The 22,369-nt window shown below is 59.4% G+C and carries 19 protein-coding genes; 8 read left to right on the plus strand and 11 right to left on the minus strand.

Features of this window, described 5'->3' with window-relative positions; all coding sequences use genetic code 11:
* Window positions 1-8: 8 nt before the first annotated feature.
* The 8 genes from pstA to J4721_RS05505 all read right to left on the minus strand — a co-directional run bounded on the left by pstA (window position 9) and on the right by J4721_RS05505 (window position 8,675).
* Window positions 9-1,379, minus strand: a complete 1,371-nt coding sequence (gene pstA, locus J4721_RS05470; RefSeq protein ID WP_102874300.1) for a phosphate ABC transporter permease PstA — start codon at window positions 1,377-1,379, stop codon at window positions 9-11.
* Window positions 1,379-2,857, minus strand: a complete 1,479-nt coding sequence (gene pstC / locus J4721_RS05475; protein WP_211002245.1) for a phosphate ABC transporter permease subunit PstC — start codon at window positions 2,855-2,857, stop codon at window positions 1,379-1,381. The genes pstA and pstC overlap by 1 nt, the downstream gene beginning before the upstream one ends.
* Window positions 2,858-3,002: 145 nt before the next feature.
* Window positions 3,003-4,058, minus strand: coding sequence for a substrate-binding domain-containing protein (locus tag J4721_RS05480; protein ID WP_027247312.1), 1,056 nt, complete (start codon window positions 4,056-4,058; stop codon window positions 3,003-3,005).
* 243 nt (window positions 4,059-4,301) lie between these two features.
* A complete protein-coding gene (locus J4721_RS05485) occupies window positions 4,302-5,342 on the minus strand; it encodes a cell wall metabolism sensor histidine kinase WalK (protein ID WP_102876650.1) in 1,041 nt (346 codons plus the stop codon).
* Between the two features lie 49 nt (window positions 5,343-5,391).
* On the minus strand, window positions 5,392-6,549 hold the full coding sequence (locus tag J4721_RS05490; protein ID WP_102915052.1) for a PLP-dependent aspartate aminotransferase family protein: 1,158 nt from the start codon (window positions 6,547-6,549) through the stop codon (window positions 5,392-5,394).
* A 27-nt stretch (window positions 6,550-6,576) separates the two neighbouring features.
* The gene (locus J4721_RS05495; protein WP_014874690.1) at window positions 6,577-7,098 is read right to left on the minus strand and encodes a gamma carbonic anhydrase family protein; all 522 of its coding nucleotides are present in this window, start codon (window positions 7,096-7,098) and stop codon (window positions 6,577-6,579) included.
* The gene (gmk, locus tag J4721_RS05500; protein WP_014874691.1) at window positions 7,095-7,736 is read right to left on the minus strand and encodes a guanylate kinase; all 642 of its coding nucleotides are present in this window, start codon (window positions 7,734-7,736) and stop codon (window positions 7,095-7,097) included. Before gmk ends, J4721_RS05495 begins: the two co-directional genes overlap by 4 nt.
* Window positions 7,737-7,778: 42 nt before the next feature.
* On the minus strand, window positions 7,779-8,675 hold the full coding sequence (locus J4721_RS05505) for a YicC/YloC family endoribonuclease (protein WP_211002246.1): 897 nt from the start codon (window positions 8,673-8,675) through the stop codon (window positions 7,779-7,781).
* 245 nt (window positions 8,676-8,920) lie between these two features.
* On the opposite strand from J4721_RS05505, the gene J4721_RS05510 reads away from it, so the two are divergent.
* A complete protein-coding gene (locus J4721_RS05510; protein ID WP_027247308.1) occupies window positions 8,921-9,778 on the plus strand; it encodes a PAS domain-containing protein in 858 nt (285 codons plus the stop codon).
* Window positions 9,779-10,059: 281 nt separating this feature from the next.
* Here J4721_RS05510 and J4721_RS05515 read toward each other — a convergent pair whose 3' ends face one another.
* Window positions 10,060-11,430 (minus strand): class II 3-deoxy-7-phosphoheptulonate synthase, encoded by a 1,371-nt coding sequence (locus J4721_RS05515; RefSeq protein ID WP_211002247.1) that lies wholly within the window; start codon window positions 11,428-11,430, stop codon window positions 10,060-10,062.
* Between the two features lie 180 nt (window positions 11,431-11,610).
* On the opposite strand from J4721_RS05515, the gene J4721_RS05520 reads away from it, so the two are divergent.
* On the plus strand, window positions 11,611-12,615 hold the full coding sequence (locus tag J4721_RS05520) for a GlxA family transcriptional regulator (protein WP_014874695.1): 1,005 nt from the start codon (window positions 11,611-11,613) through the stop codon (window positions 12,613-12,615).
* A gap of 28 nt (window positions 12,616-12,643) precedes the next feature.
* Here the strand turns inward: J4721_RS05520 and J4721_RS05525 are convergent, their stop codons facing one another.
* Window positions 12,644-13,747: a PQQ-dependent sugar dehydrogenase gene (locus J4721_RS05525; protein ID WP_211002248.1), complete on the minus strand. Its 1,104-nt coding sequence runs from the start codon at window positions 13,745-13,747 to the stop codon at window positions 12,644-12,646.
* A 481-nt stretch (window positions 13,748-14,228) separates the two neighbouring features.
* Between J4721_RS05525 and J4721_RS05530 the strand changes: the two genes are divergently transcribed.
* The 5 genes from J4721_RS05530 (at window position 14,229) to J4721_RS05550 (ending at window position 19,470) form a co-directional block, all read left to right on the plus strand.
* Window positions 14,229-15,422: an ABC transporter substrate-binding protein gene (locus J4721_RS05530; protein ID WP_014874697.1), complete on the plus strand. Its 1,194-nt coding sequence runs from the start codon at window positions 14,229-14,231 to the stop codon at window positions 15,420-15,422.
* Window positions 15,423-15,521: 99 nt separating this feature from the next.
* Window positions 15,522-16,310, plus strand: a complete 789-nt coding sequence (locus J4721_RS05535) for an ABC transporter ATP-binding protein (protein ID WP_014874698.1) — start codon at window positions 15,522-15,524, stop codon at window positions 16,308-16,310.
* Window positions 16,307-17,137, plus strand: a complete 831-nt coding sequence (locus J4721_RS05540; protein ID WP_014874699.1) for an ABC transporter ATP-binding protein — start codon at window positions 16,307-16,309, stop codon at window positions 17,135-17,137. The genes J4721_RS05535 and J4721_RS05540 overlap by 4 nt, the downstream gene beginning before the upstream one ends.
* Before the next feature lie 3 nt (window positions 17,138-17,140).
* On the plus strand, window positions 17,141-18,151 hold the full coding sequence (locus J4721_RS05545) for a branched-chain amino acid ABC transporter permease (RefSeq protein ID WP_040169148.1): 1,011 nt from the start codon (window positions 17,141-17,143) through the stop codon (window positions 18,149-18,151).
* Entirely contained in the window at window positions 18,148-19,470 is a 1,323-nt protein-coding gene (locus tag J4721_RS05550) for a branched-chain amino acid ABC transporter permease (RefSeq protein ID WP_102874293.1), read from the plus strand. The genes J4721_RS05545 and J4721_RS05550 overlap by 4 nt, the downstream gene beginning before the upstream one ends.
* Window positions 19,471-19,578: 108 nt before the next feature.
* Here J4721_RS05550 and J4721_RS05555 read toward each other — a convergent pair whose 3' ends face one another.
* The gene (locus tag J4721_RS05555) at window positions 19,579-21,123 is read right to left on the minus strand and encodes a helicase HerA-like domain-containing protein (protein ID WP_211002249.1); all 1,545 of its coding nucleotides are present in this window, start codon (window positions 21,121-21,123) and stop codon (window positions 19,579-19,581) included.
* 545 nt (window positions 21,124-21,668) lie between these two features.
* Between J4721_RS05555 and J4721_RS05560 the strand changes: the two genes are divergently transcribed.
* Window positions 21,669-22,310 carry an invasion associated locus B family protein gene (locus tag J4721_RS05560; protein WP_211002250.1) on the plus strand — a complete coding sequence of 214 codons (642 nt, stop codon included), beginning with the start codon at window positions 21,669-21,671 and terminating at the stop codon, window positions 22,308-22,310.
* Window positions 22,311-22,369: the final 59 nt, after the last annotated feature.

The following is a 22,369-nucleotide window of genomic DNA, read 5'->3' on the forward strand; positions in this document are numbered from 1 at the left end:
GCCCCCTCTTACCAGCGGCGTTCAAAGCGGCGGCGCAGGATTACGGCCACTGTGTTCATGGTGACGAGGAAGATCAACAGGATGATGATACCGCCCCAGGCGCGTTCGTAAAATGCCGGATCTGCGCGTTTGGCCCATTCATAGATCTGTGCTGGCATGGCCGAGTTCGGTGCCAACAGGCCGTCGGCAATCGTTTCCGGCGCATTGGAGGCGATGAAGCCGACCATGCCGATCAGCAGCAGCGGTGCGGTCTCACCCAGGGCCTGCGCCAGACCAATGATGGTGCCGGTCAGGATACCCGGTGCGGCCAGCGGCAGGACATGGTGAAACACCGCCTGCATGCGCGAGGCCCCGACCCCCAGTGCGGCATCCCGGATAGAGGGCGGCACGGATTTCAGCGAGGCGCGGGTCGAGATGATCACTGTCGGCAGAGTCATCAGCGTCAACACCAGACCACCCACCAGCGGCGCTGACATCGGCAGGTGCATGTAGTTGATGAATACTGCAAGGCCCAGAATACCAAACACGATTGATGGCACGGCTGCGAGGTTGGAGATATTCACCTCAATCACATCGGTGATCCAGTTCTTGGGGGCGAATTCCTCAAGATAGATCGAGGCGGCAACCCCAATAGGCAGCGCCAGTGCCAGAACCACCAGCATCATGAACAGAGAGCCCATCATGGAGACGCCCATGCCGGCCGCTTCTGGACGCGCATCAGAGGCATCGGCGCCGGTGATGAAATCCAGGTTGAAAGTCTTCGCCGCGACCTCCGCTGCCACCAGTGCATCCACCAGATCGAGTTGCGCGGGCGAGATGCTCTTGTCGTTGACAATGCTGTCGCGGCTGACACGGCCCTTCAGGTAGCCATCAACACGGCTGGAGGCGAGGAACCGGAATGTCACCGTCTGACCGATCTGATCGGGGTTTTCAACCACATAGGCTCGCAGCTGGGCGGCGGCGTTTTTCGACAGGATACCTGCCATCGCCTTGGCTTTCAGATCGGTGTCGATCTCCAGCTCTGCAACTTTCGCCTGCACCGCGTTTTTGATCAGCGGCGCATACCCGAAGGTGGTCACCTTCTTGATCGCGTCCAGATCGCGGGTGCCGGATTTATCCAGTTTGCTCTCCAGCAGCTCCACATCCAGCGTGATGAAGGTCTGCTGAAACGCGCCGGTCCCGCGGCTTACAATGGTGAAGACCAGCACCGCCAGCATCAGCAGGCCGACCGTGATGGCGGCAATACCATAGCCACGGAACCGGCGCTCTGCGGCGTTGCGTTTGCGGGTGCGATCCGATTGTTGCAGCAGGGAACCTGCGTGCCGGGCGTCGGATCCGGCGGTGTTCGGTCCGGGTGTGTTTTGGCTGATATCGGTCATTAGTCGTACTGCTCCCGGTATTTGCGCACGATATAAAGCGCCAGGACATTGAGGCCGAGGGTCAGGACAAAGAGGGTCAGACCAAGGGCAAAGGCAACGAGCGTTTCGGGGCTGGCGAAATCCGTATCGCCGGTCAACTGGCTGACAATACGTGTGGTGATCGTGGTCATTGATTCCAGCGGGTTGAGAGAGAATTTCGCAATCGCCCCTGCCCCCATAACCACGATCATCGTCTCACCGATGGCGCGCGATGCCGCAAGCAGGACAGCGCCGACGATACCCGGCAGCGCGGCCGGAATGACAACCTGACGGATGGTTTCGGATTTGGTCGCACCCAGTCCAAGCGAGCCATCGCGCATCGCCTGAGGCACTGCGTTGATGATGTCATCGGACAGCGAAGACACAAAGGGGATCAGCATGATGCCCATGACCAGACCAGCAGTCAGCACCGAGGTCGCCCCGCTCATCCATTCGACCCCCAGAATACCATCTTCGCCCTGGCCGAAGAATTTCACCAGCAGCGGACCAACAGTCAGCAGCGCAAAGAGGCCGTAGACGATGGTCGGGATCCCGGCGAGGATCTCCAGCAGCGGCTTGGCAAAGGCGCGGGTGGTACCGCTGGCATATTCAGAGAGATAAATCGCAGCAAATAGCCCGACAGGCACCGCGACCAGCAGCGCAATAGCGGAGATATACAGCGTTCCCCACAGCAACGGCAGGATCGACAGGTCACTGTCCCCGCGGAAGTTCGGCGCCCATGTGGTGCCAAAGAAGAAGTCACTCCAGGCATGCAGCCCAAAGAAGTTGATGCTCTCGAACAGCATTGAGAAGACGATGCCGACGGTGGTCAGGATCGCGAGACTGGCAGCAAGAATGAGCAGCGCCATGATCCCCTGTTCCACCACATTACGGGCGCGGAAATCCTTGTGCGTGCGGCCATAGGCCCAGGCAAAGCCGACCATAGCCAAGAGGCCAACAATCACCGACATGATGATCTGACCCTTGTTGGAAAGGTTGCGATAGCTCTGGGCTGCGTTTAGCACCTCTGGGCGCACTTCAGAGCCGAGGGCAACACCGATATCGCCGAGACGGGCGCGAATATTGGTTTCACCACTGTCGAGGTTGCGGGCTTCGGTCGAGGAAAGAACGCCCTGCTCTACCGCCAGGTCCAGCCCTTCGGCCAGACGGCGCACGTCGCTCATCACGAGGCCAAGCGTGGAATTCTCCGGCACCAGTTCCGCAGGGATCATGGCGGATACACGGTTCTCAATGACCATGGGCTGGGCGAGCGACCATATGGCCAGCACCGCCAGTGCAGGCACCAGCGCGCTGAAGGCCACGTTGTGACCGTAGTAAGCGGGCAACGAGTGCAACGCCTTGGCGTTCCCTCCTGCCGAGGCAAGCGCGCGGTTGCGCCCCAGCACAAAGCCCAGCCCGGAAAGGGCAAGAAGGGCAATCACGAGCCAAACTGTCGGCATCAGCTACTCCGTTTGAGTGAGACGGAAAATCCGGTTCTGCAAGAGCCGACCACGCCGGATTGCAAAGGGGTGTCTTGTGGTGGTCATGAATTGGGCCGGGGCAATATCAAATGCCCCGGCCCGCAGTGTCATTCTGGCCGGGCGATCAGGAGTTGCCGCCGATGACCTCTTCTTCGGAGACCACAGCCTGAGTCTTGGTCAGCTCAGGATCGGCAACCAGACCATACTCTGCCAGCGGGCCATCGGGGCCGGCTACTTCGTCTGCGACGAAGAATTCAGCGTATTCTTTCAGGCCGGGGATCACGCCGATGTGGGCTTTCTTCACGTAGAAGAACAGCGGGCGCGATACCGGATATTCACCTTCGGCAATGCTCTCGGTGGTGGGTACAATGCCGGACATGGTGGCAACCTGCAGCTTGTCTGTGTTGTTCTCGTAGAACGCCAGACCAAAGACGCCGATGCCGTCCTTGTTGCTCTCGATGCGGGCCAGGGTTTCGGTGTAGTCGCCGTCGATGTCGACCGACTTGCCGTCTGTACGCAGGGAGATACAGGCTTTCTCTGCGGCTTTCTTCTTGGCTTTGTCGCTGTCACCTTCGGCGTGGGCCAGCAGATGCTCGAAGGCGCCGGTGGCTTCGCAGCCTGCCAGGATCACCTTGTCTTCGAACACTTCGCGGGTGCCGTGCTTGGTGCCGGGGATGAAGGCCTGAATGTCTTGCGCCGGGAAGGCGCTGTTCACATCGGCCCAGGTTTTGTTGGGGTTGGCGACCATTTTGCCATCAACCAGGATCTCGTCGGACAGGGCCAGGAACCAGTCGGTCGGCGTGTATTCAAAGGCGTTGCCCTTGATGTCATTGGCAAACACGATGCCGTCATAACCGATCTGAACTTCGATGATGTCGGTCACGCCGTTTTCTGCGCAGGCCTTGATTTCCTTGTCCTTGATGCGGCGCGATGCGTTGGCCACGTCGATGGTGTTTTCGCCCACACCTTCACAGAACCGCTTCAGACCGGCAGAGGACCCACCGGATTCAACGACCGGTGTCGGGAAGTCGAAGTTCTCGCCAAAGGCTTCGGCCACGATGGAGGCATAGGGCAGAACGGTCGAGGAACCGGCAACCTGAACCTGATCGCGCGCTGCCGCAGCAGTGGCAGAAACAGCCGAAATGGCCAGGGCGGAAGCGGTGAGTTTCACAAAGGACATCTGTGTCTCCTTGGGTGTCAATTTTCAGGATCATCCCGTGATGATCTTGCGCCCTCACCTAAGGGCGATGCATGTGCCTTTTGTGACGGCTATGTAACAGCTGTATGACAAACCCGGTTGTTGCCCCGTTTTTTGTGACAAATCGGTCGGGCGGCGGTGGGTTTTCTTAACTTTTCGCGACGAATTTCGCGGTGGGCGCGCAGTTTATTGTCACATACAGTGCGCCAACGCCTCACCGTCGTGTCAGCGCGGAAGGATCACGGTGAACACCGTGCCCGTCGCAGCGGAGCTTTCCACCCGCATCCGGCCGCGATGGCGGTTGATGATATGTTTGACGATCGCCAGCCCCAGCCCGGTGCCGCCCTGCTCACGCGATCTGTGCGTGTCGACGCGGTAGAACCGTTCCGTGAGCCGGGGCAAATGCACCGGGTCGATCCCGGCGCCATTGTCGATCACCTCAACCCGGACGGCGGCGGCGCGGACGGCAGGGTCGCGGTCGCGTGTTCTGAGGCGCAGGGTCACCTGATCGCCGCCATATTTGATGGCGTTCTCAACAAGGTTCGTGAACACCTGCTGCAGCTGATCCGGATCCCCGGTGACCAGCGTCGGCTCCTCTGGTATTTCCAGAATAAGCTGCACATCTGCAGCCTCCGCCACCGGTTCCAGTGATTTCAATGTTGAGGCCAGATGCGCGCCCAAGTCGAGCTGCTCGCGCGGGCGCACCCGCTCTTCGCTCTCGACCCGGTTCAGCGACAAGAGATCCCCGACCAAGCGGTTCATCCGATTTGCCTCGCCCTGCATGATTGTGAGAAACCTGTCGCGTGCCGGGGCATCGTCACGCGCCGGGCCACGCAGCGTTTCGATGAACCCCATCAGCGCGGTCAGCGGCGTGCGCAGTTCATGGCTGACATTGGCGACGAAATCACGTCGCATCTGGCTGGCCTGCTCGCGGTCAGTGATATCCGTGAGACTGATCAGCGCCGCTCCGCCATTTACCGCACCAATGCCGGGAATATAGCGCAAGGCGACCTCGAACGTGGTGTCCTGTGCGCCGTCGTTGGACAGGTGACGGGCGGTTTTGGCGCTGCGTTCATAGAGACAGCTTTCGATCGCCGTGGCCACATTGGGCTGGCGCAGGATGGTGGCAAAATGACGTCCGACCAGATTGGCACCCAGCAGTGTGGTCGCCGCCGCATTTGCGGCGATGAACCTTTCGCTTTGATCGACCAGCACCGCTGGCAAGGGGATGGCTTCCATGAAACCGTCGATTAAATCCTGTGTCATCTGCCCCTCGCCTTGTTGCTGTGCCGGTCGTGTTACAAACCGATTGTAACTATGACGTGGCAGCCGCGACCGCTTCGGTGAAGACAGCGCAGAGTGTTTCCGGATCCTCAAGCCCGACCGAGACGCGGAAGAACCCTTCGCTCAGCCCCAGTTTGGCGCGATCCTCTGTGCTGAGGGCGCGGTGTGAGGATGAGGCCGGATGCGACAGCGTCGTGCCCACATCGCCAAGGGTCGGGGCAAAGTTCAGCCCATCGGCCCCACGGGTAAAGGCATTGGCCGCAGCGCGCCCGCCCTCAAGCTCAAAGCTGACCATATTGCAGCCTTTCCCGTCCAACAGCGCCATGGCGCGCTCGTGATCGGGATGATCCTTGCGGGTCGGGTAAATCACCCGCTTGACCCCGGGCAGCCCTGCCAGATGGTCGGCGAGCGTCACCGCCGTGGCCTGCGCGCGTTCAAACCGCAGCTCAAATGACAACATGCCACGCTCCGCAAGCCAGCAGTCAAACGGGCTGGGCGTCATGCCGGTGGTGACCACATAGACGCTGAGACGGGTGTTGATCTCAGGATCCTTGGCCACGACATAGCCGAGCATCACATCGGAATGCCCCGCCAGCAGTTTGGTGATCGAATGGATGACGATATCGGCGCCATGATCAAAAGGTTGAAAGCCCCGCGGCGTAGTGAAGGTATTGTCGACCACCAAAAGGATATCGCGGTCCTTGCAGAGCTGTGCCAACCCGTCGATATCGGCCACGGCCAGAGTCGGGTTTGATACCGCCTCGACCAGGATCATCTTGGTTTCGGGGCGGATTGCGGCCTCCACTGCGGCCACATTACCGGGATCCGCCAGAGTGGTTTCGATGCCCAGACGCGGCAGATCCTCGGCCATCAGGCGCATAGACCGCCCATAGAGCTGATTGCCACCAATCACATGATCGCCTGTTTTCAGCAGGCCCAGCAGAACGGCAGAAACCGCCGCCATACCGGACCCGGTCACGACCCCACCGGGCATCCCTTCCATCGCATCGAGCCGCTTGGCGACGACATCGGCGTTGGGATGGCCTTCGCGGGAGTAGGTATAGCCGTGCACCCGCCCTTCGTATTGGTCGTCAAGCGCATCCGGCGTTTCGCTGGCATAGACCACCGACGGGCTGAGTGGCGTCACAACCGGATGGCTCGCGCTGAAGGGCAAGGGATCTGGCCGCATCAGCGACCCTTTGGAATTTCTCACGTGTCAGACCTCTGTCAGTTCGTCGCGAAAACGACGCATGTTTTCCTGGTAGTGCTCGGCGCTTTGGCGCAGGGATTGCACCAGGGCCTCGTCCACATCGCGGACGATTTTGCCGGGTGCGCCCATGACCAGAGAATTATCGGGGATTTCTTTATTCTCTGTGATCAGGGCGCCCGCACCGATCAGGCAGTTCTTGCCGATCTTTGCCCCGTTGAGGACGGTTGCCCCCATCCCAATCAGGGAATTGTCGCCGATGGTGCAGCCATGCAGCATCACCTTGTGGCCGATTGTGCAGTTCTCGCCAATGGTCAGGGGGTAGCCTGCGTCAATATGCATGACGCAGTTCTCCTGCACGTTAGAACCGCGTCCGATACGGATCTCCTCGTGATCTGCGCGGATGGTGCTGCCGAACCAGACCGAGGCCCCCTCCTCCAACACCACAAGGCCGATCAGATTGGCGTCCGGCGCGACCCATGTGTCGGCGTGGAGTTCGGGTGTTTTGTCGCCCAGGGCATAGATGGTCATGACAGATCCTCAAATTCGCTTTGCAGGCCGCGCACATGGTCGACCAGATGCGGCTGCTGTATGCGGCGCAGACGGGTGGCGGTGATAATGGTCTTCAGCTGTAGCTCGGTGGCATCCAGATCATCGTTGATCAGCACGTGATCATAGCTGCCCCAGTGGCTGATTTCGTCCCAGCTTTTCTCCATCCGGCGGGTGATGGTCGCGGCATCATCCTGCGCGCGGCCCTCCAGTCGGCGGCGCAACTCTCCGATCGAGGGCGGCAGCAGGAAGATCGACAGCGTGTGCTGACCCAGGTCTGAGTTGCGGATCTGCTGCGCACCCTGCCAGTCGATATCAAACAGCACGTCACGCCCGCCATCAATCGCCGCCTTCACCGGCCCCTTGGGTGAGCCATAGAAATTGCCAAACACATGAGCGTGCTCCAGCATGTTGCCTTCGCTCACGGCGGTCTTGAAGGCATCAGTGGTGATGAAGTGATAGTCCTGCCCGTCGGTTTCACCGGGACGCGGATTGCGCGTGGTGGCCGAGACGGAAAATTCAATGCTGGGATCCCAGGACCGCAGCCGTTTCGCCAATGTGGATTTCCCGGCCCCTGAGGGCGAAGAAAGGATAATCAACAGGCCGCGCCGATCTGCCATGGCGTGCTCTCCTTTGTCTTAATGCGTTATTATTCTGGTTCGTTATTCGATGTTCTGGACTTGCTCGCGCATTTGGTCGATGACCGCTTTCAGCTCAAGCCCGACCGCCGTCAGGTCACTGTTTTGCGCCTTGGAGCAGAGCGTATTGGCCTCGCGGTTGAATTCCTGCATCAGGAAATCCAGCTTGCGCCCGACGGCGCCGCCCTTGGTCAGCAGTTCACGCGCAGCCGCGACATGGGCGGTCAGCCGATCCAGCTCCTCGGTGACATCCGCTTTGACCGCCAGCAGGGCCAGTTCCTGTGCCAGCCGCGTTTCGTCCACGCCGTCGCTGTTCTCCAGCACCCGCGCCAGATTGCTGCGCAGGGTTGTGGCAACCTCGGCCTTGCGGGCCACGGCGCGTTGTGCTGCCTCGTTGCGCAGCGTGCTGATCTGATCCAGTTGGTCCATCAGAACAGTTTTCAACGCGGCCCCTTCAGTGGCGCGCATGTTAACAAAGTCGGACAGGATTGTGGCAAAATCAGTGCTGAGAGCCGCCACGATGGGGGCAGGATCATCGCTGCCGCTGGCCTGCTCCAGCACGCCCCGTTGTGCCAGAAGATCTGCGGCAGAGGTCTGTGCCAATGTGACCCCTGCGGCGGCGGCCTGTCGTTCTACCTCGGCAACGGCTGTCAGCAGCGTTGCCAGTGCTGGTTGGTTGATCTGAAGGGCGGCAGCGGCCTCCTCGCTGCGGCTGATCCTCAGTGTCATGGAGACATTACCGCGCGACAAAGCCTTGCTTAATTGCCCGCGCAGGCTGGTTTCGAGCCCGTCCAGCCAGTCAGGGATGCGCAAGCGCAGGTCTAGCCCCTTGGCATTCACGGAGCGCAATTCGCACGACCAGCTATGCGCCCCGGTGCTGCCCTGCCCTGCGGCGAAGCCGGTCATTGAATAGATGGTCATTGTCTGCTGCCTCCCCGGGCGCCCAAGGCGCTGTTTCGCCTCGCCACAGGTTTACAAACGGCCAGCGGACAAGTCCATAAGCGCGGGGACCTATCCTAAAGTGTTAACCATTGATTAAAGAAATAGTCCAAAATTGAATAAGATTGTGGCATGTTAACTTCAGGATAACCAATTCGGCATTAATCGTTAGGCAACCAACTTTAGCTTGACGCATGACCCAGCCGGATCCAGCGAGGATGACAGCGATGTTTTTTGGCGGCCGCAAAGATAACAATCAGACCGAAGGTCAAACCAAGGTTGTGGCAATGGATCGCTTCCGCGCAGCGGGATCACTGTCGCCCATGCGACAGGCGGAGGCTTACTGGACCGCTCTGCGCCGTGGCGACGATATCCCCAGCCGCTCGCAGATCGATCCGCGTGGGCTGGAAAACATCCTTCCTCAAACCTTCATTCTGGAGCGGATCGCTCCCGGCATCGCCCGTTTTCGTCTCGCTGGCCAGCGGGTTAACGAAATGGCCGGTATGGAAGTGCGCGGGATGCCAATCACTGCGTTTTTCACCCCGGCGGCCCGCAAACAGGTCAGCGCGGCGCTGGAGACGATGTTCGACACGCCTGCCATTATCGAGCTGACCTTGCAGACCGAGAACAACCGCCTGCGCGGTGCCCGCGAGGCGCGTATGTTGCTGCTGCCTTTGCGCAGCGATCTGGGAGATGTCAGTCGGGCGCTTGGGGTCTTCATCTCCGAAGGCAATCCAACTGGAACCTCGCAGCGGTTCTCGGTGACTGAAACACAGATCCGTCAGGTCAGCCCGACCGGCGATGCGCCCTTCAAGGCGAAGCCGCGCGCAGCAGATCAGGCCGCACCGGTGAAACCTGCGGCCCCGGTACCTGCGGCGAAGGACGTCAACACGCCCAACCCCGGTTTTGCTGAAACACAGGCGCGGTTTGAGCGCGAACCTACTGTCATGACCGAGGCCCGTGCCCTGATTGAGCGCAGCCGCCAGATGTCGAATGAGACACCGGCAGCCCCTGCGGCGGAGCAGGCTGAGGAAAAATCCAAGAAACGCGGCAGCCACCTGCGTCTGATTGTCAGCAAGGACTGAAATACGGCCTTCTCAATACCATAATATTCCGAGTTACTTTCGCGCTACTGGACATAGCTAGAAAGCAAGCGCCCCGCGACAGAAGGTCCGGGGCGTTTCCCGTTTTTTGCGGCCTGAACTGTAGTCCTCCCGTGTTTGCATGGATGTCACCCAACGGCTTGGAGCGACATGAGGAGCGTCAGGTAAGTGGTTGAAAATAAAAAACCCTCACCCCGATCCGGGATGAGGGTTGGTCGTTTTCGACTGGCGATCCCCGTCGTTGGATATCGCCAGAAACAGGATCAGCCAACCTGGCGCTCAGAGGTGCGGGCACGCAGCTGCGACACTTCTTCTGCCACGAGGAAGGCCAGCTCCAGCGATTGGCTGGCGTTCAGGCGCGGATCGCAGGCCGTGTGATAGCGGTCGCTCAGATCCTCGTCTGTAACCGCACGCACGCCACCGGTACATTCGGTGACATCCTGACCGGTCATCTCGAAATGAACGCCGCCCGGGATCGTGCCCTCTGCGGTGTGGATCGCAAAGAAGTCACGGACCTCACGCAGCACGCTTTCAAACGGCCGGGTTTTATAGCCGGAGGAGGATTTGATGGTGTTGCCGTGCATCGGATCGCAGACCCAGGTCACCTTGGCGCCTTCGTCCTGAACCGCCTTGATCAAGCGCGGCAGGTGTTCACCGGCCTTGCCTGCACCGAACCGCGCGATCAGGGTCAGACGCCCCTCTTCGTTTTCGGGGTTCAGCTTGGCCATCAGCACCTTCAAATCTTCGGCGGTGGTGGTCGGGCCACATTTCAGACCAATCGGGTTTTGAACGCCACGGCAGAATTCGACATGTGCGCCGTCGGGCTGACGGGTACGATCGCCGATCCAAAGCATATGGCCGGAGCCAGCCAGCCATTTGCCGGAGGTGGAGTCCAGACGGGTCAGCGCCTCTTCATATTCCAGCAACAGACCTTCGTGGCTGGTGTAGAATTCCACCGACTGCAACGTATGCGCTGTGTCGTTGTTGATGCCGGCAGCTTTCATGAAGTCGAGCGTGTCGGTGATCCGATTCGCCATTTCACGGTAGCTTTCTGCCTTCTCACCCTCGGTGAAACCCAGGGTCCAAGCATGGACCTGATTCACATCGGCATAGCCGCCGGTCGAAAACGCCCGGATCAGGTTCACAGTTGCTGCCGCCTGGGTGTAGGCTTGCAGCATACGCTGCGGATCGGGCACACGCGATGTTTCGGTGAAGGCCAGATCGTTGATGATATCCCCGCGGTAGCTGGGCAGCTCCACACCGTTCACGGTTTCGGTTGGTGCGCTACGCGGTTTAGCGAACTGGCCCGCCATGCGACCCACCTTGATCACCGGCACCTTGGCACCATAGGTCAGCACCATCGCCATCTGCAGCATCACCTTGAAGGTATCGCGGATGGCGTCGGCGCTGAACTGGTCAAAGCTCTCGGCGCAGTCGCCGCCCTGCAGCAGAAATGCCTCACCCCGGCCCGCAGCACCGAGGTGCTGTTTCAACCGACGCGCTTCACCTGCAAATACCAATGGCGGATACTTGGACAGCTGAGCCTCAACAGCCGACAGCGTGTCGGCGTTGGTATAATCTGGCATTTGCACCCGCGGTTTCTGGCGCCAGGTCGATTTTTGCCACTCACTCATAGCTGTGTCTCCGCATAAGAGGTCTTAGGTTAACGAGGGACATCTATACGAAATCGCACCCGCGCTGACCAGTTTAGATTTGCAAAGTCTTGACGACACCGCGAAGCTGTGAACACGGTGCCCGAATTTCGCAAAATCCGGCTTTGCGAAAAACAGAGATTTTGAATAAGGACGCTGGCCATGCGGACGCAAAGCAAGCCCACGACAAGCCCGGCCACTGGCCCCCAAATTCGACGTTATGCCTTTGTTTTGCTGGATAGTTTTTCCATGCTGTCGTTTGCCTCTGCGCTGGAATGCCTGCGGATTGCGAACCGGATGATGGGGCGCGAGGTGTACACCTGGACATTGCTTGCTGAGGGTGGCCGCACGGTGAGTTGTTCGGCAGGAACATCCTTTCAGGTTGATGATGATCTGGTGGAGTTGCAGCGCGATGACACAATTCTGTTGTGTTCCGGCATTTCGGTGCAGGACGCCACCACAAAAAAGCTTCTGTCCTGGCTGCGCCGCGAGGCCCGCAAGGGGCTGAAGATCGGGGGCTTGTGCACCGCCTCCTATTCGCTGGCGCGCGCGGGATTGCTGGATGGCAAACGGGCGACGATTCACTGGGAAAACGCTGATAGTTTCAATGAGGAATTCGACGAGGTTGAGCTTACCAAGTCGGTGTTTGTTATCGATGGCAACCGGATGTCGACGGCGGGCGGGACCTCCTCCATTGACCTGATGCTGAAGCTGATCGCCAGCGATCATGGGGAGGATATCGCCAATTCCGTTGCAGACCAGCTGATCTATTCGTCGATTCGCACCGACCAGGACACTCAGCGCCTGTCGATTCCAACGCGGATCGGCGTGCGGCACCCCAAACTCTCCATGGTGATTCAGATGATGGAGGCCAATATCGAAGAGCCGATCAGCCCATCGATCCTGGCGCAGAACGTGGGCATGTCGACCCGTCAGCTTGAGCGGCTGTTCCGCCGCTACCTGAATCGCTCGCCAAAGCGGTACTACATGGAACTGCGGTTGCAGAAGGCACGTAACCTGTTGATGCAGACCGATATGAGCGTGATCAACGTGGCACTTGCCTGTGGGTTCGCGTCGCCGTCGCATTTCTCAAAATGCTATCGCGCCCACTATGACACCACGCCATACCGTGAGCGGGGCAGCAAGTCGGCACCGCCTGCGGTGTGATCCACCAATACACCTAAGGCGGCGCCTATCAGCGTGACAGTCGGTAAATTGCGCCATCGGTTTCCGAGGCAAACCAGATACTGCCATCCGGGGCCTCGCGCAGGTCGCGGATACGGCCGGTTTGCTCGCCTTTGACTTGCTCCACTTCTTTCAGCGGGGAGCCGGACAGGCGCGCGATGTAGTCGAATTTGAGCGAACCGACGAAGATGTCGCCACGCCAGTCGGGCCACATCTTGCCTGAGTAGACGAGCAGATTAGAGGGCGCGATCGAGGGATCCCAATAGTACTGGGGCTGTTTCAGGCCCGGTTTTTCGGTGCCTTCGCCAATTGTCAGCCCGGAATAATGCCGCCCGTAAGAGATGATCGGCCAGCCATAGTTGGCTCCCTTTTCGATGCGGTTGACCTCATCTCCGCCACGGGCGCCGTGTTCGACCGACCAAAGGCTGCCATCGGCGGCAAAGGTCAACCCCTGCGGATTGCGGTGCCCATAAGACCAGATCTCGGGCTGGGCGCCGCGGCGTTTGGTCAGGGGATTGCTGCGCGGTGCGGAGCCTTCGGGCGTTAGCCGCAGAATGCTGCCCTGATGCGATGCCAAAACCTGCGCTGATTGGCGGTCACCGCGATCCCCAAGCGTGACATAGATATGGCCATCGGGCCCCTCGGCCAGTCGCGATCCAAAATGGCGGCCGCTGCTGACGGCTGGCGCGGCAACAAAGATATCCCGCAGCCCCTGCAATTGAGTGTTGCGCCGGGCCAGTTGGCCGGTGGCGACGGCAGTTGCAGAACCGCGTCCAACCCGTTTTGCATAGGTTAGGTATATCCGCCGGGTTTTGGCGAAGGTTCTGGGTACCATCACATCAAGCAAACCACCCTGCCCCTGATCGCTCACCTTCGGCGTTCCCTTGATCCGCGTCAGGCGGCCGTCGCGCAGGAGGAGGAGATTGCCGGCCCGCTCTGAGATCAGCACCGAACCATCGGGGAGAAAGTCGAAGCCCCATGGAATATCCAGCCCCTGCGCCATTTTCTCGATGCGCAGCGCGCCCTGACTGCTGGTCAGCGCCTCCGCTGATGCCCCTGTCGCGAGCGTCAGTAGCAGTGCCGCGCCAGAGGTGAACTTGGCAAGCCACGACACGACGCTGTCCTTGCGAGCGGACAACCTGCGCCCGGCAAGCGGGATGGGGGAGCGCTTCAGTGCAGCCGCCGAAGACCGACCGGGATATATACATGAATGACAGATTTGGATTATTCGAATAGCGGGTCTTGTCATCTGCAGTCGCCTCTCGTTCAAACCATCGGCCATGCGCCCTTGTTGCTCTGGTAAAGGGCACCTTAACAAAGACTAGCACGGTTTTGCATCTGACCCAATTTCAGCGGGCCTCAGAACGGAAAACGACGCTGGCGTCGGCACTTGCGACGTCAATGAAAGTTGGCTGATCATCTCTCTGGTGGAGCTGCGCAACCGCTCTTCTGCGTATGTGGCTGTGAACATTCTATTGTCACCGAACACACCAAAAAACCTGTCGAGTGTTGGCGCTAGAGGCCTTTTCTTTTTTGGCGTGCTTGCCTAGGGTCCGATTTGAACAAATAAGTTCCAACAAATGGGAGTTTCAAAAATGAAAAAACTGATGATGGCCACAGCCGCCGCTGCCCTGACTGCTGGCACCGCATTTGCAGGTGGCCACGCCAAGGAAGTGAAACTGGGCGTGCTTCTCGGCTTTACCGGCCCGATTGAATCGCTGGCTCCTGCCATGGGTGCGGGCGCCGAACTGGCGATGGAAGAAGTAACCAAATCCGGCAAGCTGCTTGACGCAGCCACTGTGGTTTCTGTGCGCGCGGACACGGGTTGCATCGACAATGGTCTGTCCACGGCCAACGGCGAAAAACTGGTCGCTGACGGCGTGAACGGAATTGTCGGCGGTGACTGCTCGGGTGTGACCGGCGCAATTCTGCAGAACGTTGCGATTCCGAATGGCATGGTGATGATCTCTCCCTCCGCCACCTCGCCTGGTCTGTCCTCGATGGAAGACAATGACCTGTTCTTCCGCACATCGCCGTCTGATGCCCGTGAAGGTCAGGTTATGGCAGAAGTGCTGAAAGAGCGTGGCATCAACTCCATCGCACTGACCTATACCAACAACGACTATGGTAAGGGTCTGGCCGACGCGATCAAATCGTCCTTTGAGGAAGTTGGCGGCGAAGTCACCATCGTGACCGCGCATGAAGACGGCAAAGGCGACTACTCCGCAGAAGTTGCAGCGCTGGCGTCCGCCGGCGGCGATATTCTGGTTGTGGCCGGCTACCTGGATCAGGGCGGTCTGGGCATCATTCAGGCCTCGCTCGACTCCGGCGCGTATGACACCTTCGGTCTGCCCGGCGGCATGATCGGTGACTCCCTGCCCAAGAACATCGGTTCGGATCTTGACGGCTCCTTCGGCCAGATCGCAGGCTCCGACAGCGAAGGCGCTGCCATCTATGCTGAGCTGGCAAAAGCCGCCGGTTTTGACGGCACCTCCGCCTATTCGCCGGAGAGCTATGACGCGGCGGCGCTATTCATGCTGGCCATGCAGGCCGCGAACTCCAAGGATCCGGCCGACTATGGCTCCAAGATCCTTGAAGTGGCGAACGCACCGGGTGAGAAAATCAACCCCGGTGAACTGGGCAAGGCGCTTGAGATCCTCGCGAACGGCGGCGACATCGACTATGAAGGTGCCACCGGCGTGGAGCTGATCGGCCCCGGTGAGAGCGCAGGCTCCTACCGTGAGATCGAAGTCAAGGACGGCGCCAACGCCACCGTGAAATTCCGCTGATCCCTTAACACCGGATCAAACCAAGATGATCAGCCCGGGTTCTGCCCGGGCTGTTCCAAATTCAAAAGCCGTCAAAAAGACGGTGGGGGATGAAATGACATGATCGTCGTCGAGGACTTGCACAAGCACTTCGGCGGGTTCCACGCGGTTGATGGCGCATCGCTAGAAATCGCTAAGGGCTCCATAACCGGTTTGATCGGGCCAAACGGCGCCGGAAAGACCACTCTTTTCAATGTAATTGCTGGCGTTCTGCCGCCCACCTCCGGGCGGGTGACCATGGATGGTGAAGATATCACCGGCCTGCCGCCGCATGAGCTGTTCCACAAGGGGCTGCTGCGGACGTTCCAGATTGCGCATGAATTTGCGTCGATGACTTGCCGCGAAAACCTGATGATGGTTCCGGGTGCCCAATCGGGCGAAAGCCTGTGGAACACCTGGTTTGGCCGCAAACGTATCGCCGACGAGGAACGCGCCCTGCGGGCCAAGGCGGATGAGGTGCTGGAGTTCCTGACCATCAGCCATATCGCCGATCTGAAGGCCGGACAGGTTTCTGGTGGCCAGAAGAAGCTGCTGGAGCTGGGCCGGACCATGATGGTCGACGCCAAGATCGTGTTTCTGGATGAGGTCGGCGCCGGCGTGAACCGCACGTTGCTGTATACGATCGCCGACGCGATCAAGCGCCTCAACGAGGAGCGCGGCTATACCTTCGTTGTTATCGAACATGACATGGAGTTCATCGGCCGCCTCTGCGATCCGGTCATCTGTATGGCCGAAGGCAAGAAACTGGCACAGGGCACATTGGGCGAGATCAAGGCCAATGAACAGGTGATCGAAGCCTACCTCGGCACCGGTCTGAAAAACAAAGACAAACTGGAGGCGGGCGCATGAGCGATAACCCCTACCAGAATGATCACGGCAATCGCGACGCCTCGATCACCAACGCGCATGGAGCTGGGACGATGCAACCAGCGCATAACAAAAGCGGCCCGACGACGAAGGCCGATGGCGGACCGTTCCTGATTGGCGACACCATGACCGGCGGCTACGGCAAGGGTCCGGACATTCTGCACGATTGTACGATTGCCGTCGACAAGGGTGAGATTGCGGTGATCGTCGGTCCCAACGGTGCCGGCAAATCCACCGCGATGAAAGCTGTCTTTGGCATGCTGGATGTCCGCTCTGGTGCTGTGCGCCTGGACGGTGAGGATATCACCCAGCTTACTCCGCAGGACCGGGTGGTGAAGGGCATGGGATTTGTACCCCAGACCAGCAATATCTTCACCTCAATGACGGTGGAGGAAAACCTTGAGATGGGCGCCTTCATCCGCACGGATGATTTCTCCGACACGATGGAGCAGGTCTATGAGCTGTTCCCGATCCTGCGTGAGAAACGCAACCAGCCGGCCGGTGAGTTGTCCGGGGGCCAGCGCCAACAGGTGGCCGTAGGCCGCGCGCTGATGACCAAACCGAAGGTCCTGATGCTGGATGAGCCGACCGCCGGTGTCTCGCCCATCGTGATGGATGAGTTGTTCGACCGCATTATCGAGGTCGCCCGCACCGGGCTGCCGATCCTGATGGTCGAACAGAACGCCAAACAAGCGCTTGAGATCGCGGACAAAGGCTATGTGCTGGTACAGGGGCGCAATGCCTATACCGGCACCGGTCAGGAACTGCTCGCAGATCCCGAAGTACGCAAATCCTTCTTGGGGGGCTAAGAGATGGACTTCCTCAACGCCCTTGTGGCGCTTACCAATTTTGTCGGGGTTCCGGCAATCGCTTATGGCAGTCAACTGGCGCTTGGTGCGCTGGGGGTGACGCTGATTTATTCGGTGCTGCGGTTTTCGAACTTTGCCCATGGCGACACCATGGCCTTTGGCACCATGATCACCATTCTCGTGACCTGGTGGTTCCAGTCGATGGGCATCAGCTTTGGCCCCCTACCGACTGCTCTGCTGGCGCTGCCTATCGGTATCGCGGGCTGTATGCTGTTGATGCTGATTACGGATCGTACCGTTTATCGTTTCTACCGCGCGCAAAAGGCCAAGCCGGTGATTTTTGTCATGGTCTCGCTTGGGGTGATGTTTATGATGAACGGCCTTGTTCGATTTATCATCGGGCCGGGTGACCAGCGGTTTTCTGACGGCGAAAGGTTCATCATTTCTGCGCGGGATTTCAAGGCGTTGACCGGCCTGCGTGAAGGTCTGGCGATCAAGACCACGCAGGGTATCACCGTGATCACTGCGGTTGTGGTTGTGGCACTGCTGTTCTGGTTCCTGAACAAGACCCGCACCGGCAAATCCATGCGCGCCTATTCAGACAACGAAGATCTGGCGCTGCTCTCGGGCATCAACCCGGAGCGGGTGGTGATGTATACTTGGTTGATCGTTGCGACCCTCGCGACCATTGCCGGTGTGCTTTATGGCTTGGACAAATCTTTCAAACCCTTCACCTATTTCCAGCTGTTGCTGCCGATCTTTGCCGCCGCTATCGTTGGCGGTCTGGGTAGCCCGGTGGGTGCCATTGCGGGTGGCTTCATCATCGCATTCTCCGAGGTGACGATCACCTATGCGTGGAAAAAGGTGCTGACCTATGTTGTGCCTGAAACGATGAAACCGGATGGCCTCGTCCAGCTTCTGAGCACGGATTACAAATTCGCCGTGTCCTTTGCGATCCTTGTGGTCGTGCTTCTGTTCAAGCCCACGGGCCTTTTCAAAGGAAAAGTGGTATGAGCGAGACAGTCAAAACATCCCTGCTGTTTCTGTTTGTTGGCGTGCTGATCCTGCTTGAAGGCAGCACCAATTTCCTCTTCTTCTCCGGGTCCTGGAACTCGGCTCTGGTAATCCTGAATATGGGATTGGTGTCGGCCATCATGGCGATTGGCGTTAATCTGCAATGGGGCTTTGCCGGTTTGTTCAACGTCGGCATCATGGGCTTTGTCGCTTTGGGAGGTCTGGCCGTCGTACTGGTCTCCACCACGCCAACACCGGGTGCGTGGAGCCAGGGCGGTGTCGGGATCATCATGGCCTTGTCCATGGGGGCGATGACGCTGGTTGCGGCCGTTGCAACCATGCGGATGATGCCTGCCGGAAAGCTGCGTATTGCGGTGCTGCTGGCGGTGCTGATCCTGGGTTTCGTGGTGTACCGGGCGATTTTTGACCCGGCGGTGGCCGGCGTCGAGGCGATCAACCCCGCACTTGAAGGCAACCTTGGCGGGCTTGGCCTGCCGGTGCTGCTGGCCTGGCCCGCAGGCGGTCTGCTGGCGGCAGGTGTTGCCTGGCTGATCGGCAAAACGGCGCTGGGTCTGCGGTCGGATTATCTGGCGATTGCGACGCTTGGCATTGCCGAGATCATCATCTCGGTTCTGAAGAATGAGGACTGGTTGTCGCGCGGCGTGAAGAACGTCGTCGGCCTGCCCCGGCCCCTGCCCTATGAGGTTGATCTGCAGAACGATGCCGCGTTTGTCGCCAAGGCTGCGGACTATGGTCTGGACCCGGTTTTGGCTTCCACGCTCTATGTGAAACTGGGCTATTCGCTGTTGTTCACTGTTGTGTTGCTGGCGCTGCTGTGGATGGCGCAGATGGCATTGAAAAGCCCCTGGGGCCGTATGATGCGTGCAATCCGTGACAATGAGGTGGCTGCCGAGGCGATGGGCAAGGATGTGACCCGCCGCCATCTGCAGATCTTTATCCTTGGCTCTGCGATCTGTGGCATAGCCGGGGCGATGATGACCACGCTGGACAGCCAGCTGACACCGGGCACCTATAATCCCTTGCGCTTCACCTTTTTGATCTGGGTGATGGTGATTGTCGGCGGGTCCGGCAACAACTTTGGCGCGGTGCTGGGTGGTTTGCTGATCTGGTTCCTGTGGATCAAGGTGGAGCCGATGGGCATTCTGCTGATCGAAACGCTGACCGCAGGCATGGCGGACACCAACGCGCTCAAGGTTCATCTGTTGGAAAGTGCGTCGCATATGCGTTTGCTGACCATGGGTCTGATCCTGTTGCTGGTGTTACGCTTCAGCCCCCGTGGCCTGATCCCGGAACGCTAAATTCGGAGATGCGCTACCGGTCTGATAACCGGGCCCATAAAAATCGAAACGCCGCCCGTGGGTATCCCGGGCGGCGTTTTCTTTTGGTCCGGCTATCGGGCGAGAGGCTTAGCGCCCCTTGAACAGCCCCCCGAGAATTCCACGGACAAGCCGACGTCCGGTTGTGCCCTTCAGCTCCTTGATCACCGCTTCGGACATGGCGGAGGCAAAGCTGTCGCGCGGTTTCATTCGCCGCGATGACGACCGGCTGACCCGGCTGCCTGAATAGCGTCGCCCGGCGTTATACTCTCGCGCCATGGGTTCCGGCGCGATTTCGGCCGCTTCCTCTGCGACCTCAGCCTCAGCAGCGGCTTTGGCAGCGCGTTCCGCCAGAATCTCATAAGCGGAGCGTCGGTCCTGGGCCTGATCGTATTTTCCCGCCATATCCGAGGTCTGCAAGAACGCCGCACGCTCGGCGGCGGTGATTGGTCCCAGTTGGGAACTGGGCGGGCGGATCAGCGTACGTTCTACAACACCGGGGATGCCCTTCTTTTGCAGCATAGAGGTGACCGCCTCGCCAACGCCAACCTCGCGGATGGCCTCTTCAGTCGAAAACCGCGGGTTCTCTCGATAGGTCTCCGCCGCCATGCGCAGGTTCCTGCGGTCGCGCGCGGTGAACGCTCGCAGTGCGTGCTGGATGCGGTTGCCAAGCTGGCCAAGGATGTCTTCCGGCACGTCAGCCGGGTTCTGGGTGATAAAATAGATCCCGACCCCTTTGGAACGGATCAGACGCGCCACCTGTTCCACCTTGTCTATGAGCGCCTTGGGGGCATCATCAAACAGCAGATGCGCCTCGTCGAAGAAAAAGACCAACTTCGGTTTGTCAGGGTCGCCCACCTCCGGCAGTTCTTCGAACAGCTCGCTGAGCAGCCACAGTAGGAATGTTGCATATAGTCCCGGTGCAGCCATCAACTTGTCCGCGGCGAGGATATTGACCATGCCCTGCCCATCCGCCGTGCAGCGCATCAGATCGGCAAGGTCCAGCGCAGGTTCCCCAAAGAGCTGCGCGCCGCCCTGGTTTTCCAACACTAGCAATCGGCGCTGGATTGCCCCGATTGAGGCGGTAGAGACATTGCCGTAGCGCAGCGATAGCTGTGCGCGGTTTTCCCCCACCCAGACCAGCAGCGCCTGTAGATCCTTTAGATCCAACAGCGCCAGCCCCTCCTCATCCGCGAGACGGAACGCGATGTTCAAAATGCCCTCCTGTGCCTCGCTCAGCTCCAACAATCGCGCAAGCAGCAGCGGCCCCATCTCGGCGACAGTGGTGCGTACCGGATGGCCCTGTTGGCCGTAGAGATCCCAGAAGGTGACCGGACAGGCATGGTAGCTATAGTCGCCAAATCCGATTTTGTCGGCCCGGCTGGTAAAGGCGTCGTGCAGCTTATGCGAGGCGCTGCCGGATTTCGCGAGCCCGGAAAGATCGCCCTTCACATCTGACAGGATCACCGGAACGCCCGCATTGGAAAAACTCTCTGCCAGGATCTGCAGGGTAACGGTCTTGCCGGTGCCGGTTGCGCCTGCGATCAACCCATGACGATTGGCGTATTTGAGCGTGAGCGCCTGTGGATCCGCATAGATTTCACCACCGCCCCCGATAAATAACTTGTCCTGCATGATCTGCCCCCGGCTGTTGTCATCCCGCACACTGCGGTTTCTGTGAAATGAAAATACAAAATTAACCTTTGAATGCGAGAGTGATAATTGCCCGTCGACCATCATGCGGTTGGTTCGGCGGACATTTCCTCCCTGTCAGACTGGGCCGTGCTTCGCGCACGGCCTTTTTTTGTGCCGCGTTATTGGGCATTCTGGTGGCTGTCCCCCTGTATGTCAGGCGTGTTTCGTGCCCATTGCGCGCGCGCTATGCGAAGGCGTCAATTAATCCCTCAACTGCGACATTTTTTTCTCTTTGCATGTTGACCGATGGCCGACCCTTTCGTAACGTCCTCCCAATAACTAAGTCGGCCAGTCCGACGGGGAGAAAAAATACGAAAAAGGGAGCATTTTTTGCTCCCTTTTTTGTTTTAATCCAGCGGCTTCCATCTCTGACGTGCAATCCGATCAATTCCCCGCCAGTGCTGGGGCCTGAGATGGTTATGGGACTGACACCGGGTTTAGGGCATGCTACATCGGGCCGATAACACAGGATAGATGAGGCAATCATGATCAAGTCCCTGACCCCGATGACCCTGGCCGCGCTGATGGCGCTGCCGCTGCCCGTGATGGCGCAGGACACCGCTGGGGCGGCCGAGACCGAAGAGAGCCAGCCCGCCGCAGAGGCCACGACGGAGGCCCCGAAGGCCGATGACGTCTTGGATCTGGGCCAGCCCGTGCAGGACGGCCCGCAACTGGGCCAGCGCTATTCCAAAGAAACTCACGGCGACTGGGATCTGGCCTGCGTCAAGAGCGAAGAAGAAAGCGACCCCTGCTCACTGCTGCAGATCATGACCGATACGTCCGGGAACCCGATGGCAGAGTTTTCGATGTTCCGGATCAATCAGGAAGGCAGCCAGGCAGTTGCCGGCGCCACGGTCATTGTTCCGCTGGAAACGCTGCTGCCCGCAGCACTGACCATCTCCATTGATGGCGCACCGGGCAAGCGGTATAATTACTCGTTCTGCAACCCGATGGGCTGTGTGGCGCAGATCGGCCTTACCGAGACCGACATCTCAGCCTTCAAGAAAGGCAAGAAAGCCACATTGAGCCTGCGCCCGGCACCTGCCCCTGATCAGGTGATCAATATGGAGCTGTCGCTGAGTGGCTTTACTGCCGGCTATAACGTTGTGGATGTGGTGAAACAGTAAGTCACCAGGCACAAATGCCCACACTGAAAACCGCCGCGATCCGGGCCCGGATCGCGGCG

This window comes from Phaeobacter sp. HS011 (assembly GCF_018101215.1).
GTDB classification, from domain to species: Bacteria; Pseudomonadota; Alphaproteobacteria; order Rhodobacterales; family Rhodobacteraceae; genus Phaeobacter; species Phaeobacter inhibens.

Excerpts from the sequence above, each read along its gene's own strand:
- pstA (WP_102874300.1), bottom strand. The coding sequence starts at position 1,379 with ATGACCGATATCAGCCAAAACACACCCGGACCGAACACCGCCGGATCC.
- pstC (WP_211002245.1), bottom strand. The coding sequence starts at position 2,857 with ATGCCGACAGTTTGGCTCGTGATTGCCCTTCTTGCCCTTTCCGGGCTG.
- J4721_RS05480 (WP_027247312.1), bottom strand. The coding sequence starts at position 4,058 with ATGTCCTTTGTGAAACTCACCGCTTCCGCCCTGGCCATTTCGGCTGTT.
- J4721_RS05485 (WP_102876650.1), bottom strand. The coding sequence starts at position 5,342 with ATGACACAGGATTTAATCGACGGTTTCATGGAAGCCATCCCCTTGCCA.
- J4721_RS05490 (WP_102915052.1), bottom strand. The coding sequence starts at position 6,549 with ATGCGGCCAGATCCCTTGCCCTTCAGCGCGAGCCATCCGGTTGTGACG.
- J4721_RS05495 (WP_014874690.1), bottom strand. The coding sequence starts at position 7,098 with ATGACCATCTATGCCCTGGGCGACAAAACACCCGAACTCCACGCCGAC.
- gmk (WP_014874691.1), bottom strand. The coding sequence starts at position 7,736 with ATGGCAGATCGGCGCGGCCTGTTGATTATCCTTTCTTCGCCCTCAGGG.
- J4721_RS05505 (WP_211002246.1), bottom strand. The coding sequence starts at position 8,675 with ATGACCATCTATTCAATGACCGGCTTCGCCGCAGGGCAGGGCAGCACC.
- J4721_RS05510 (WP_027247308.1), top strand. The coding sequence starts at position 8,921 with ATGTTTTTTGGCGGCCGCAAAGATAACAATCAGACCGAAGGTCAAACC.
- J4721_RS05515 (WP_211002247.1), bottom strand. The coding sequence starts at position 11,430 with ATGAGTGAGTGGCAAAAATCGACCTGGCGCCAGAAACCGCGGGTGCAA.
- J4721_RS05520 (WP_014874695.1), top strand. The coding sequence starts at position 11,611 with ATGCGGACGCAAAGCAAGCCCACGACAAGCCCGGCCACTGGCCCCCAA.
- J4721_RS05530 (WP_014874697.1), top strand. The coding sequence starts at position 14,229 with ATGAAAAAACTGATGATGGCCACAGCCGCCGCTGCCCTGACTGCTGGC.
- J4721_RS05535 (WP_014874698.1), top strand. The coding sequence starts at position 15,522 with ATGATCGTCGTCGAGGACTTGCACAAGCACTTCGGCGGGTTCCACGCG.
- J4721_RS05540 (WP_014874699.1), top strand. The coding sequence starts at position 16,307 with ATGAGCGATAACCCCTACCAGAATGATCACGGCAATCGCGACGCCTCG.
- J4721_RS05545 (WP_040169148.1), top strand. The coding sequence starts at position 17,141 with ATGGACTTCCTCAACGCCCTTGTGGCGCTTACCAATTTTGTCGGGGTT.
- J4721_RS05550 (WP_102874293.1), top strand. The coding sequence starts at position 18,148 with ATGAGCGAGACAGTCAAAACATCCCTGCTGTTTCTGTTTGTTGGCGTG.
- J4721_RS05555 (WP_211002249.1), bottom strand. The coding sequence starts at position 21,123 with ATGCAGGACAAGTTATTTATCGGGGGCGGTGGTGAAATCTATGCGGAT.
- J4721_RS05560 (WP_211002250.1), top strand. The coding sequence starts at position 21,669 with ATGATCAAGTCCCTGACCCCGATGACCCTGGCCGCGCTGATGGCGCTG.